Genomic DNA, 12,548 nt, shown 5'->3' with positions numbered 1-12,548 from the left:
TTGATACCAAAGGTTTACCTTTACTTAAAAATCAAACAAAACAGCAAACTGAGAATACTTAGCAATTTTTATAATATTGATTTTTAAAATCTTTTTACATAAACGTAGTACACTCCTGAAAGTTTTTGACAAAATAACGCTGTTTTTATTTGTTCAGATAAAATGTCTGTTTAGACAAACTGGTGATAACCATCATTTCAACCAAAAATTGACAAAATCATTTGCCCACAAACCAATGGAAACACCGAAAACGTGATGCAAAATTTGAATTCAGATATAGCATAATCAGCAATTATTTAGCGATCCAAAAGTGAGAAAGCATCTTGTGCGTTTTTAGAGAGCTATTTTAATCATGAAGTATAAACAATTTGGGTTGTCCTAAAGTTTTATTATCACAATTTATATTAATTGACTGGGCTATTTAATTAATTTGCCAACTGATAAGCTAAAGCGTAAAATGCCCATCCTATTTTGCTTAACCTATTACTAATAAGTAATACTGACCTGAAATCAGAGGCATTTTTAATGACAAATTTATATGCAAAACCAGAGTTACTTTCTCCTGCTGGTTCTTTAAAAAATATGCGTTACGCTTTCGCTTATGGAGCGGATGCGGTTTATGCTGGTCAACCTCGTTATAGTTTACGTGTACGAAATAACGAATTTAATCATGAAAATTTAGCTATTGGCATCAATGAAGCTCATGCTCAAGGCAAAAAGTTTTATGTGGTAGTTAATATTGCCCCTCATAACTCTAAACTCAAAACTTTTATTCGTGATTTAGAACCTATTGTAAATATGAAGCCAGACGCTTTTATCATGTCTGATCCTGGTTTAATTATGTTGGTTCGTGAACATTTTCCTGAAATGGAGATTCATTTATCAGTCCAATCTAATGCTGTTAACTGGGCAACGGTAAAGTTTTGGCATCAAATGGGATTAACTCGTGTTGTGTTATCCCGTGAATTATCGCTTGATGAAATTGCTGAAATCCGTGAAAAAGTTCCTGAAATGGAGCTTGAAGTGTTTATCCATGGTGCACTTTGTATGGCTTATTCTGGGCGTTGTTTGCTTTCTGGTTATATTAATAAGCGTGATTCAAACCAAGGCACTTGTACTAATGCTTGCCGTTGGGAGTATAAAGTTACAGAAGGTAAAGAAAATGAAGTAGGACAAATTGTCCATAAATGCGAACCAATTCCTGTGCAGGAAATTGAACCTACGTTAGGAATTGGTAAAACTACCAATAAGGTCTTTATGCTTGAAGAATCAGGTAGACCTGGCGAATATATGCAAGCTTTTGAAGATGAACATGGTACTTATATTATGAATTCAAAAGATTTAAGAGCGGTCGAGTTGGTGGACGATTTAACTAAAATTGGTGTGCATTCTCTTAAAATTGAAGGGCGCACTAAATCATTTTATTATTGTGCAAGAACTGCACAAGTGTATCGCCAAGCTATTGATGCGGCAAGTGAAGGTAAACCATTTGATCCACGTTTATTAGCCGAACTCGATTCTTTAGCTCATCGAGGCTATACTGAAGGTTTTTTACGTCGCCATAAACATGAAGATATGCAAAACTATATGCATAGCCATTCTGTATCTGATCGGCAACAGTTTGTCGGTGAATTTAGTGGTAAACGTTTAAATGGCCTTGCTGAGGTTATTGTCAAAAATAAGTTTTCGGTCGGTGATAGTATTGAAATGATGACACCAAAAGGTAATAAAACCTTTATTATTGAACGTATGGAAAATAAAAAAGGACAGCCTGTACCTGCTGGATTAGGTGATGGACATATTGTTTATATTCCAATCCCTGAAGAAATCGATTTGAATTATGCATTATTGATGCGTAATTTTGATTAGTTTTGTTAAACAGAATAACTGTTCGGGTGACCGAACAGTATGTTAACTTTTATGCTAATTTTGATTTTTTATTGGCGAATCAAATCATCACCATAACCGATCCATTTATAAGTCGTCAGCGCTTCAAGTCCCATTGGCCCACGAGCATGCAATTTTTGTGTACTAACCGCAACTTCAGCACCTAACCCAAATTGCCCACCATCAGTAAAACGTGTCGAGGCATTGACATAAACAGCAGCTGCATCAACTTGATTTACAAATTGTTCTGCGTTAATTAAGCTACGCGTTAAAATTGATTCTGAATGACCTGTACCATATTCGCGAATATGTTCTATAGCCAGTTCAAGCGAATCAACAATAAGTACATTCAAATCTTTTGATAACCATTCTTGTTGTAATTCCTCATCTTTAACAGGAAAGACGGTTGCTGTACAGGTTTTTAATATGTCATAACAGCTTGCATCAGCATGTAAAATCACATTATTATCTGCCATGATCTGGCTAAATTTAGGTAAAAACTGCTTTGCAATATTTTGATGAATTAATAGCGTTTCAAGCGTATTACATGTGCTTGGACGCTGAGTTTTAGCATTAACAATAATTGGTAGGGCTTTATCAAAATCAGCCGTTTCATCGACAAAAATATGACAAACACCTATACCCCCTGTAATAACAGGAATTGTTGAATGTTCACGACATAATTTGTGTAAAGATGCACCTCCACGAGGAATAATCATATCAACGTATTTATCAAGTTTAAGTAGCTCATGAACATATTTACGATCAGGATCATTAATACATTGAACAGCTGTTTGCGGTAAACCAACTTGTTTTAATGCTTTTTGGATAACAGCAATTATGGCTGCATTAGTATTGATTGTTTCTTTTCCACCACGAAGTATTGCTGCATTACCTGTTTTTAAGCACAAAGCTGCAATATCAATTGTTACATTTGGCCGTGCTTCATAAATCACACCAATAACGCCTAAAGGCACTCTATGACGTTGTAGCTTTAATCCATTATCTAAAATTGAACCATCAATCACTTGACCAATAGGATCTGTTAAGGAAACCACTTTTCGTACATCATTGGCGATAGATGTTAACCGTTCAGGTGTTAAAAGTAGACGATCTAAAATAGCTTCGTTTAAACCTTGTTTTTTTGCCGCTTGGATATCTTTTTCATTTGCACTGAGTATACTTGCGCTATGCTGTTCTAATAAATCAGCAATAACTATCAAAGTGTGGTTTTTTATAGTGGTAGAACATTGCGCTAGTTGATATGAAGCAAGTTTAGCTGTTTTACCTATTTGCTGTAACATTATTATTGCCTCTAAAGTTTATTTTTAATAATTGTAGTTGTTAAGCATTATTTTTTCTAAAAAATCTCTTGTATAACGTTAATATTATATTGAAATTTGTCAAAAATTTTTATTTTATTATTTATTTGGCGTTTTTCTACACATAAAAAGCAAACTCACTTATACCCCACTAACATTTCACGTTTTAAACCAAACCCTTTTCGTTTTTGAACAGTAAATCCAGCATTAATTAAATGACGACGAACAAATCCAGCCGCTGTAAAGGTAGCAAAACGCCCACCATGAGCGGTTAGTTTAAAACAATGTTTAAATAAACATTCTGACCACATATCAGGATTTTTTGCTGGTGAAAATCCATCAAAAAACCAAGTATCAATCAATACATTTTGCTTTACTAAAAAATCTGAGTAATTGCTAATATCATCATAACATATCGCTAAACTGACGTTGTCAAACTGACAAGTCGCATCAATTAAATGCGTTTGAAGCCGCTTAGCTAACAAAAATAAAGGCGAGTTTTTAGAAATGACCTTATCATGAATCTTGATTAATTCGTCTAATGATAATGGATATTTTTCGACACTAAAAAAAGTAAGATACTTAAGTTTATGATTTGGGTGCTGACGCCTAAAATTTAAAAACGTTTGCCATAAAATCAAAAAACTCAATCCCGAACCAAAACCTGTTTCAGCAACGACAAATGTATCTTTTTGATGTTGAGTAAAACGCTGAAGTAAATCATTACCATCAATAAAAACATAAGTGGTTTCGGCAATTGCCCCTTGCGTATTAAAATACACATCATCAAAATAAACAGAAACAGGCGCCTGATTTTCATTCCAAGAAATAGTCGATTTATGCATGAATATCCTTTTAAACAGTAATATTTAACAACTGTATATTAATGTTGATTATGTATATAATACGCAAGTTAACTTATGAGGTAAATTATGGTATTTCTTTTTCGTCTAATTAGTGTTGTGATAATTGGTATTGCTATTTGTGTGTTAGGCACCATTTTTTGCTTGTTTAATCCAAGAAATCCCAAAAATGTTGCAAGATTCGCTCATTTATTTGGATTTTTCTTTAAACCGATATTTGGCGTAAAAGTGGATACTCGCATTCACCCTAATATTAGTAAAATAGGTAGCTGTGTGTATATTGCCAATCACCAAAATAATTATGATATCGTTGTAGCTAGCGATGTTGTACAACCTAAAACAGTCACTGTTGGTAAAAAAAGTTTGGCTTGGATTCCTTTTTTTGGGCAGCTTTACTATCTTACTGGTAATATTCTTATTGATCGTAATAATAAATCAAAAGCTCACGATACAATTGGACAAGTGGTTAATGAAATCCAAAAACGTAATATTTCTATTTGGATGTTCCCTGAAGGTACTCGTAGCCGTGGTCGTGGATTATTACCTTTTAAAACTGGCGCATTTAAAGCAGCAATTGCAGCGGGAGTGCCTATTGTACCAATTTGTGTATCTCAAACCAATGATATCAAATTAAACCGTTTAAATAATGGCCATTTTATTGTTGAAATGCTAGAGCCTATTGAAACCAACATATTAAACAAAGAAGATGCTAGAGCTTTAATGGAACAATGCCATAATAAAATGACAAATAAAATAGAACAAATAAATGCAGAAGCAAAACAGTTAAATAATCAAAAATAACTATGAATAAACAAGATCGTAATTTTGATGATATCAGTAATAAATTTGCTCAAAACATTTATGGCACTACTAAAGGTAAAATTCGTGAAGCGGTAGTGTGGCAAGAACTAGAAAAGATCTTAGCGACCTACCCCACCAATAAACCAATAACCATACTTGATGCAGGTGGAGGACAAGGTCAAATCGCCTGTAGATTAGCCAAACTTGGACATCAAGTAATGCTTTGTGATATTTCGGAACAAATGCTAGAACTAACCAAACAAAAAGCGCTAGCAGAAAACCTAACTATCAATTGCTTTTGCTGCCCTATTCAGCACCTTGATAGTTTAATTAATCAACAATTTGATTTAGTTATTTGCCATGCGGTATTGGAATGGGTAGCTGATCCAATTGAATTGATAAATTCATTAAAAAATCACCTTAAGCCTGACGGTTATTTATCGTTAATGTTTTATAATTATCATGCACTTTTGTTTAAAACGGTGACATTAGGCAATTTTGGCTACACTCAAGCGGGGTTAGCTAAACGCAAAAAAAAGACACTTTCGCCCGATTATCCAAGGGATCCGAACGATGTATATCAATGGCTTATTCAAGCTAATTTTACTATTTTACAAAAAACGGGGATTCGTATTTTTCACGATTATCTTACTAATAAATCCAAAGCAGAAACCCATTTTGAACAACTATTAGAACTGGAACAAAAATACTGCCAAACAGAACCTTATCTTCACTTAGCAAGATATATTTTAGTCACAGCAAAAATAAAATAAATTCGTAAATATCCCACTTTCATTCATGCTTTTTAAAATGATCACTCGAAAATTTTGCCATAAATCGGTATCATAAGCAGATAAATTTATTGGTTAAGGAAAATTATATGATCGTGGTAACCGGTGGGGCTGGATTTATTGGTAGCAATATTGTTAAAGGCTTAAATGATCAAGGTCGTAAAGACATTTTAGTCGTTGATGATTTAACTGATGGCACTAAATTTGCTAATTTAGCTGATTTAGATATTGCCGATTATATGGATAAAGACGAATTTATTGCTGCTATCATTTCAAACGAAGACCTTAATATTGACGTTATCTTCCATCAAGGTGCTTGCTCATCAACCACCGAGTGGAATGGCAAATTTATAATGGAAAATAATTATGATTATTCCAAAGGTTTACTGCATTATTGCTTAGATTTTAATATTCCATTTTTATACGCATCATCAGCTGCTACCTATGGCGGACGCAGTGATAACTTTATCGAAGATCGACAATACGAAAAACCTTTAAATGTTTATGGGTATTCTAAATTTTTATTTGATCAATATGTCAGAGAAATTTTACCCGAAGCAAAATCACCAGTTTGCGGATTCCGTTACTTTAATGTTTATGGCCCTCGAGAAAATCATAAAGGTAGTATGGCCAGTGTTGCGTTTCATTTAAATGAACAAATTAATAAAGGCGAAAAGCCAAAGTTATTTGCTGGTAGCGATAACTTTAAACGTGATTTTATTTATGTTGGTGATGTGGTTGATGTCAATTTATGGTTCTGGAAAAACAATATTTCAGGCATTTATAACTGTGGAACAGGCCGTGCTGAATCATTCCAAGCTGTGGCTGATGCCGTTCTTACTTACCACAAAAAAGAAGAAATTGATTACATCCCTTTCCCTGATCATTTAAAAGGCCGTTATCAAAGCTTTACACAGGCAGATCTATCTAACTTTAGAAAAACAGGTTGCCAGATTGAATTTAAAACAGTCGCAGAAGGCACAACCAAATATATGCAATGGCTTAATAAGCAAGAAAGGTAATTTAATGAAAACACTCATTATTGGTCCATCTTGGGTTGGCGATATGATGATGTCGCAAAGCTTGTATCGCACATTAAAACAACTTGCTCCTAACAATGAAATTGATGTTATGGCGCCAGCTTGGTGCCAAGCATTATTAAATAAAATGCCTGAAGTGAATCAAGCTATTGATATGCCTATAGGTCATGGTGAATTTGCATTATCAAAACGCCACGAAATAGGAAAATCACTTCGTGATAGCCATTATGATCAAGCAATTGTGTTACCTAACTCATTTAAATCAGCATTAATTCCATTTTTTGCCAAGATTCCTAAACGTACAGGTTGGAAAGGTGAAATGCGCTATGGATTATTAAATGATATGCGTAAACTCGATAAACAAGCTTTTCCATTAATGGTTGAACGCTATATTGCGCTAGCGTATCCTAAAGAGCAAATACATTCAGCATCTGATTTATCACAACCTTTATTATGGCCTAAACTTAGTGTTAACCAAGATGAAATAGCTCAAGCACTTTCAACCTTTACAATAACACAAGATGAACCATTAATTGGCTTTTGCCCAGGAGCTGAATTTGGTCCAGCAAAACGTTGGCCTGATTATCATTACGCTGCCCTTGCCGACATGCTAGTTCAACAACATGCTAAAATTATTATTTTTGGTTCAAAAAACGATCATAATGTTGGCGAGCAGATTATTGCCAAAATGACTCATGGCGATCAATGTATAAACTTGGCAGGTCAAACGCAATTAGAACAAGCGGTAAGTTTAATTGCAGCATGTAAAGCAATTGTTACTAATGACTCAGGATTGATGCATGTTGCTGCTGCATTAGATAAACCACTTGTCGCACTTTATGGACCAAGCAGCCCTGATTTTACACCGCCATTATCAAATAAAGCCGAAGTTATTCGTTTAATTACCGGATATCAGCGCATCCGCCAAGGTAATGCAGAGCAAGGCTATCATCAAAGCTTAATCGATATTAAACCTGAGAACGTATTTGAAACATTGATGAAACTGATAATGCGTTGTGAAAAGAGTAATAGATAATGCGTGTATTAGTTGTTAAAACTTCATCAATGGGCGATGTTCTACATACTTTACCTGCATTAACCGATGCTGCAAATTGCGTGTCTAACATTACCTTTGATTGGGTAGTTGAAGAAAGCTTTACCCAAATTCCAAGTTGGCATTTTGCTGTTGATAAAGTCATCCCTGTGGCAATAAGGCGTTGGCGAAAAAATTGGTTTTCTAAAGCTATTCGCCAAGAGCGACACGACTTTATTAATAACTTACAGCAACAACAATATGATGCAATTATTGATGCCCAAGGGCTTATTAAAAGTGCACTTTTTATTACTCGTAAAGCTCAAGGTATTAAACATGGTTTAGATCGCAAAAGCATCAAAGAGCCTATTGCTAGTTGGTTTTATGATATAAAACATAATATCCCCAAGCAAATGCATGCCATTGAACGCATCAGATTGTTATTTGCACAAACTCTACAATGCAATTTACCTAATTCAATGGGTGATTATGCCATTGCTCGCCACTTTTTATCTTCGTTACCTAGCGATAACCAACAGTATCTTGTTTTTTTGCATGCCACAACTCGAGATGAAAAACATTGGACTGAAGACGGTTGGCGACAATTAATCAAACTTATTGAACCGACAGGCTTAAAAGTTAAGCTACCTTGGGGAGCTTCACATGAACAGCAACGAGCAATACGCCTTGCTCAAGGATTTAACCATGTTGAAGTATTACCAAAACTTTCACTTAATGACATCGCAACTGTCATTGTAGGAGCTAAAGCTGTCGTATCAGTTGATACTGGACTAAGCCATTTAACCGCCGCATTAGATAGACCCAATATTACACTATTTGGCAAAACCGATCCTATGTTAATAGGAGGATATGGAAAAAATCAATACAGCATTATCTCACCAGATAAAATGATGAAAACAATTAGTGCTAATCAGGTTTATCAAAAATTGAGTGATTTTTTGTAGTTGAATTTCTACTTACAATTTAATTAAAAGGAATAAACAAAATGAATAACTATTGTGGACTAATTCGTGAAAAATATGCCCAAATTGGCAGTAATGAGCTTGGCTATATTGATGATGCGTTAGGCGCAGTAATACGAGTTCTTGATGAAGTAGTTTGTAATGAACAAGTTCCCGAAGAATTACGGCATAAAGCCGCTTATGCAGCGGCTAATTTATTAATCAGTGACTTTGATATTAAATAGCGGTTGGTAGGTTAATAATAAATCGAGTGGACTGTTCGTCTGATTCAACTGTAATATTACCTTTATGCGTATCAATGATCGATTTAACAATTGCAAGCCCAATCCCCGTACCCGAAGTATTATTGCCGTTACGATGACGAGACTCATCTACACGATAAAAACGATCAAAAAGATGAGGAAAATGGCGACTATCGATTTTTTTACCAGGATTTGAAATCACAACTTTGACACGATTTTCACTAACTTGAGCTAAAGTAATTTTAATAATTCCATTTTCTGGCGTATAACGAATGGCATTAGATAAAATATTACTTATTGCTCTTGCTAGCATCATTCTATCACCTAGAATATGACAACACTCCCCTTCTAATTCGAATTTGATAGCTTTTTCATCAGCAAGTGGCTCAAAATAATCACATACCATAACCATCATGTTATGTAAATTAATATCAACTAGATTAGGTACTAATTGACGATTATCTGCCTGTGCTAAAAAGAGCATATCAGATATCATTTGTGACATTCTTTCATACTCTTCTAAATTTGAGTATAAGATTTCTCTATATTCTTCAGTCGTTCTTGCATTGCTTAATACGATTTGAGTTTGAGTTGTCAAATTAGTAATAGGTGTACGCATTTCATGAGCTATATCTGCCGTAAAATTACGTTGTCTTTGAAAAACATCTTCCATTCGATTAAGCATCTTATTAAAAGCCCTGACTAAACTAACATATTTTACTGGAACAGATGAAGTTGAAATACGATGGTTAAGGTTTTTTAAGTTAATACGTTCAATCTTCTTAATTAATCGATTAATCGGTTTTTGAGTAAGATAGATAGAAATAAATGAACCAATTAACGCCAAGATACAAGAAATACCAATAAGTATTTTTAAGCCTTTTCTTAATCGCCTGATAAATTCAATCTGTAAGTCACGACCAACAGCTACAATAGTTGTGTATTGTTTGTTTTGATCAGTTATGACCCTTGATGCAGCAATACGATAAGATGATTGATTCACATTCGATACTGTTGTTGTATGCTTAGTAATAATTTCTTCAAAATCAGCAGGTTTTAAGGCAATAGAAAGATTAGGTCCCCGTGTGCGATATAATATTTTGCCTGAATCATCAACAATATAGACAAATAACCGATGATGGCCAGTTAAAATTAATAGTAGGCTCTGAAAAAATTCATCACGATTATCATCCTGTGAATAATAAGTAAGTTCGCGCTCTATGGATGAGATAACAGATGTTAACTCAGATACATTTTGGTGAACAGAAAGTTTTTCAAACCAACGTTCAATAAAGTAACTAAAACAGTAAAGTAGTCCACAAGTAAGTAAACAAACAATTAATGGTAACCGAAATGATACAATTTTAGTCAACTTCATCTAATACATCCAATTTATATCCCATTCCACGTACAGTATGAATCAATTTAGGTTCAAAATCTGCATCAATTTTATTACGTAATCGCCTAATAGCCACATCAATCACATTAGTATCACTATCAAAATTCATATCCCAAACTTGTGAAGCAATAAGTGATCTAGGTAACACTTCACCAGGATAACGCAAAAAATATTCTAACAACATAAATTCTTTATTAGTCAAATCAATTCGTTTTCCAGCTCGCGTTACTGTTCGTTTAGGTAGATCCATTACCAAATCTGCAATACTTAATTGATAATTATTTACTTGTGGTGCATTACGTCTTAATAATGATTTGATTCTTGCTAGTAATTCAGCAAACGAAAATGGTTTAACTAAATAATCATCTGCACCTAAGCTAAATCCTTTGACTTTATCATCAATACTTCCCATAGCGGTGAGTAATATAATTTGAGTATCTTTTCCAGCTTCACGCAAAGATTGAACAAATTTCCAACCCATAATATCGGGTAACATCACATCCAAGATAATTAAATCATAATCTTCAGTCATTGCTCGATGATAACCATCTAAACCATTATCGGTCAAATCAACAATAAAACCTGACTCTACTAGCCCTTGACGAAGATACTCACCAGTTTTATGTTCATCTTCAACAACTAACAATTTCATTTTTAATATTCCTTTCATTATTTTAGGCGGTTATCAAAAATTACATAATGTAATAATAGAATATATGAAAAAACAAAACAGATCATGACAAATAAATTACTGTATTGTAATATACCGGTCATCAATTAGTTTTATTTAGTTTGCTATAGTATCTACACAATGATTCATGAGGCTAGACATTATTGTTTCATTGTTTTATTTCCTTTCATCCATTCCTTGCAATTTAATGCAGCCCTAGTTTACTAGGGTTTTTTTTATTCTAAATAGACGTAAGCTGATACAGACTTTGAGCAATAAGTGGTTAGGTATAAATAATGGAACATTATTAACTAATAATATTCTATTTTACATTTTTTTACTTTTTACACAATACAACGCCAGTTTCAATATGATCGGTATAAGGAAACTGATCAAACATAGCAAAATGTTGAATTGAATGTGTTTGGGTTAAAAGTTGTAAATTATCATGTAATGTATTAGGGTTACATGATATATAAATAATCTTTTTATAAGATTTGAGTATATTAATCGTATTTAAATCAACTCCTGCACGAGGAGGATCAACAAGCACTGTTTCGCACTGATAATCATCCAAATTAATCCCTTTTAAACGATTAAACTCGCGTTCTTTTTTTATAGCGCTAGTAAACTCTTCGGCTGATAACCGTGCGATAACAAGGTTATCGATATGGTTGACAGCAATATTATGTTGTGCTGAATAAACAGATGCTTTGGCTATTTCAGTGGCTAACACTTTACGAAAGTTTTGTGCCAACGCGATCGAAAAATTACCATTACCGCAATAAAATTCGAGTAAATCGCCCGATGAGTTTTTGGTGACTGAAATAGCCCATTGCAGCATTTTAATATTTACCGCAGCATTAGGCTGAGTAAAGCTATTTTCGACTTGACGATAAATAAATTTTTTATCCATTACTGGCAAAACTTCATCAACATAATCGACATCTATTGTTATTTTTTGATTACTTGCGCGCCCTACAATATTAACATCTAAGCCTTGTTCTTCTAATTGCGCTTTTAACTTTTTTGCTTCAAGAGTCCATTTTTCATTTAATTTTTTATGATACAAAAGCGTAATTAACAGTTGGCCACTTAAAGTAGAAAAATAATCAATTTGAAATAATAAATGACGAAGTTCTTGGTTATGCCGTAACAAAGGTAAAATTGCCTGCATCGCTTGATTTATTAACTTTGTTGCGACCGGAAACTCATCAATTCGCACCCGTTTTTTTGTTTTTTTATCATACATAATATGATAAAGATCTTCATCCTGATGCCAGATTCTAAACTCAGCACGCATACGATAATGGCTAATAGGCGATGAATATACTGCTAATTCAGGAACAGAGAAATCCGATAATAATGCTTTTAAATTATCGACTTTCTTTTCTAATTGTTGGTTATAGTTTTCATTTGAAAAACATTCAGTCATAGTTATTATCTGATGATTATTATAGAAGTATTATTTAATATGAAGTTTTGAATCACGTTGTATTAAATAACGAAATGGTTAA

General features: G+C 33.7%; 12 protein-coding genes. 7 read left to right on the top strand and 5 right to left on the bottom strand.

What is annotated here, in order from left to right:
- Positions 1-525 precede the first annotated feature (525 nt).
- The gene (trhP, locus tag A9G35_RS03830) at positions 526-1,869 is read left to right on the top strand and encodes a prephenate-dependent tRNA uridine(34) hydroxylase TrhP (protein ID WP_065635748.1); all 1,344 of its coding nucleotides are present in this window, start codon (positions 526-528) and stop codon (positions 1,867-1,869) included.
- Positions 1,870-1,937: 68 nt separating this feature from the next.
- Here the strand turns inward: trhP and proA are convergent, their stop codons facing one another.
- The gene (gene proA / locus A9G35_RS03825; protein WP_065635747.1) at positions 1,938-3,191 is read right to left on the bottom strand and encodes a glutamate-5-semialdehyde dehydrogenase; all 1,254 of its coding nucleotides are present in this window, start codon (positions 3,189-3,191) and stop codon (positions 1,938-1,940) included.
- 155 nt (positions 3,192-3,346) lie between these two features.
- Complete coding sequence (gene mnmD, locus A9G35_RS03820) at positions 3,347-4,054, bottom strand: tRNA (5-methylaminomethyl-2-thiouridine)(34)-methyltransferase MnmD (protein ID WP_065635746.1); 708 nt, start codon at positions 4,052-4,054, stop codon at positions 3,347-3,349.
- 87 nt (positions 4,055-4,141) lie between these two features.
- Between mnmD and A9G35_RS03815 the strand changes: the two genes are divergently transcribed.
- The 6 genes from A9G35_RS03815 (at position 4,142) to A9G35_RS03790 (ending at position 8,944) form a co-directional block, all read left to right on the top strand.
- On the top strand, positions 4,142-4,873 hold the full coding sequence (locus tag A9G35_RS03815) for a 1-acylglycerol-3-phosphate O-acyltransferase (protein ID WP_065635745.1): 732 nt from the start codon (positions 4,142-4,144) through the stop codon (positions 4,871-4,873).
- A 2-nt stretch (positions 4,874-4,875) separates the two neighbouring features.
- Positions 4,876-5,646, top strand: a complete 771-nt coding sequence (locus tag A9G35_RS03810) for a methyltransferase domain-containing protein (RefSeq protein ID WP_065635744.1) — start codon at positions 4,876-4,878, stop codon at positions 5,644-5,646.
- Between the two features lie 107 nt (positions 5,647-5,753).
- Positions 5,754-6,686 carry an ADP-glyceromanno-heptose 6-epimerase gene (gene rfaD / locus A9G35_RS03805; protein ID WP_065635743.1) on the top strand — a complete coding sequence of 311 codons (933 nt, stop codon included), beginning with the start codon at positions 5,754-5,756 and terminating at the stop codon, positions 6,684-6,686.
- Between the two features lie 4 nt (positions 6,687-6,690).
- Positions 6,691-7,740 (top strand): ADP-heptose--LPS heptosyltransferase RfaF, encoded by a 1,050-nt coding sequence (rfaF, locus tag A9G35_RS03800; protein ID WP_065635742.1) that lies wholly within the window; start codon positions 6,691-6,693, stop codon positions 7,738-7,740.
- Positions 7,740-8,702 (top strand): lipopolysaccharide heptosyltransferase RfaC, encoded by a 963-nt coding sequence (rfaC, locus tag A9G35_RS03795; RefSeq protein WP_065635741.1) that lies wholly within the window; start codon positions 7,740-7,742, stop codon positions 8,700-8,702. The genes rfaF and rfaC overlap by 1 nt, the downstream gene beginning before the upstream one ends.
- A 41-nt stretch (positions 8,703-8,743) precedes the next feature.
- Entirely contained in the window at positions 8,744-8,944 is a 201-nt protein-coding gene (locus A9G35_RS03790) for a YaeP family protein (RefSeq protein WP_065635740.1), read from the top strand.
- On the opposite strand, the gene A9G35_RS03785 is transcribed toward A9G35_RS03790, so the two are convergent.
- The 3 genes from A9G35_RS03785 to trmA all read right to left on the bottom strand — a co-directional run bounded on the left by A9G35_RS03785 (position 8,937) and on the right by trmA (position 12,466).
- Complete coding sequence (locus A9G35_RS03785; RefSeq protein ID WP_065635739.1) at positions 8,937-10,340, bottom strand: heavy metal sensor histidine kinase; 1,404 nt, start codon at positions 10,338-10,340, stop codon at positions 8,937-8,939. The two genes, A9G35_RS03790 and A9G35_RS03785, sit on opposite strands and share 8 nt — an antisense overlap.
- Positions 10,327-11,013, bottom strand: a complete 687-nt coding sequence (locus A9G35_RS03780) for a heavy metal response regulator transcription factor (protein ID WP_065635738.1) — start codon at positions 11,011-11,013, stop codon at positions 10,327-10,329. The genes A9G35_RS03785 and A9G35_RS03780 overlap by 14 nt, the downstream gene beginning before the upstream one ends.
- Positions 11,014-11,368: 355 nt before the next feature.
- Complete coding sequence (gene trmA / locus A9G35_RS03775) at positions 11,369-12,466, bottom strand: tRNA (uridine(54)-C5)-methyltransferase TrmA (RefSeq protein ID WP_065635737.1); 1,098 nt, start codon at positions 12,464-12,466, stop codon at positions 11,369-11,371.
- Positions 12,467-12,548: the final 82 nt, after the last annotated feature.

It is taken from the genome of Gilliamella sp. Choc5-1, assembly GCF_001690595.1.
GTDB lineage: Bacteria > Pseudomonadota > Gammaproteobacteria > Enterobacterales > Orbaceae > Gilliamella > Gilliamella apicola_M.
The sequence above is the reverse complement of the archived record's forward strand: the minus strand, read 5'-3'. Positions and strand labels throughout refer to the sequence as shown.

Bases quoted from the DNA above. Each gene is read 5' to 3' on its own strand.
- trhP (WP_065635748.1), top strand. From the start codon at position 526: ATGACAAATTTATATGCAAAACCAGAGTTACTTTCTCCTGCTGGTTCT.
- proA (WP_065635747.1), bottom strand. From the start codon at position 3,191: ATGTTACAGCAAATAGGTAAAACAGCTAAACTTGCTTCATATCAACTA.
- mnmD (WP_065635746.1), bottom strand. From the start codon at position 4,054: ATGCATAAATCGACTATTTCTTGGAATGAAAATCAGGCGCCTGTTTCT.
- A9G35_RS03815 (WP_065635745.1), top strand. From the start codon at position 4,142: ATGGTATTTCTTTTTCGTCTAATTAGTGTTGTGATAATTGGTATTGCT.
- A9G35_RS03810 (WP_065635744.1), top strand. From the start codon at position 4,876: ATGAATAAACAAGATCGTAATTTTGATGATATCAGTAATAAATTTGCT.
- rfaD (WP_065635743.1), top strand. From the start codon at position 5,754: ATGATCGTGGTAACCGGTGGGGCTGGATTTATTGGTAGCAATATTGTT.
- rfaF (WP_065635742.1), top strand. From the start codon at position 6,691: ATGAAAACACTCATTATTGGTCCATCTTGGGTTGGCGATATGATGATG.
- rfaC (WP_065635741.1), top strand. From the start codon at position 7,740: ATGCGTGTATTAGTTGTTAAAACTTCATCAATGGGCGATGTTCTACAT.
- A9G35_RS03790 (WP_065635740.1), top strand. From the start codon at position 8,744: ATGAATAACTATTGTGGACTAATTCGTGAAAAATATGCCCAAATTGGC.
- A9G35_RS03785 (WP_065635739.1), bottom strand. From the start codon at position 10,340: ATGAAGTTGACTAAAATTGTATCATTTCGGTTACCATTAATTGTTTGT.
- A9G35_RS03780 (WP_065635738.1), bottom strand. From the start codon at position 11,013: ATGAAATTGTTAGTTGTTGAAGATGAACATAAAACTGGTGAGTATCTT.
- trmA (WP_065635737.1), bottom strand. From the start codon at position 12,466: ATGACTGAATGTTTTTCAAATGAAAACTATAACCAACAATTAGAAAAG.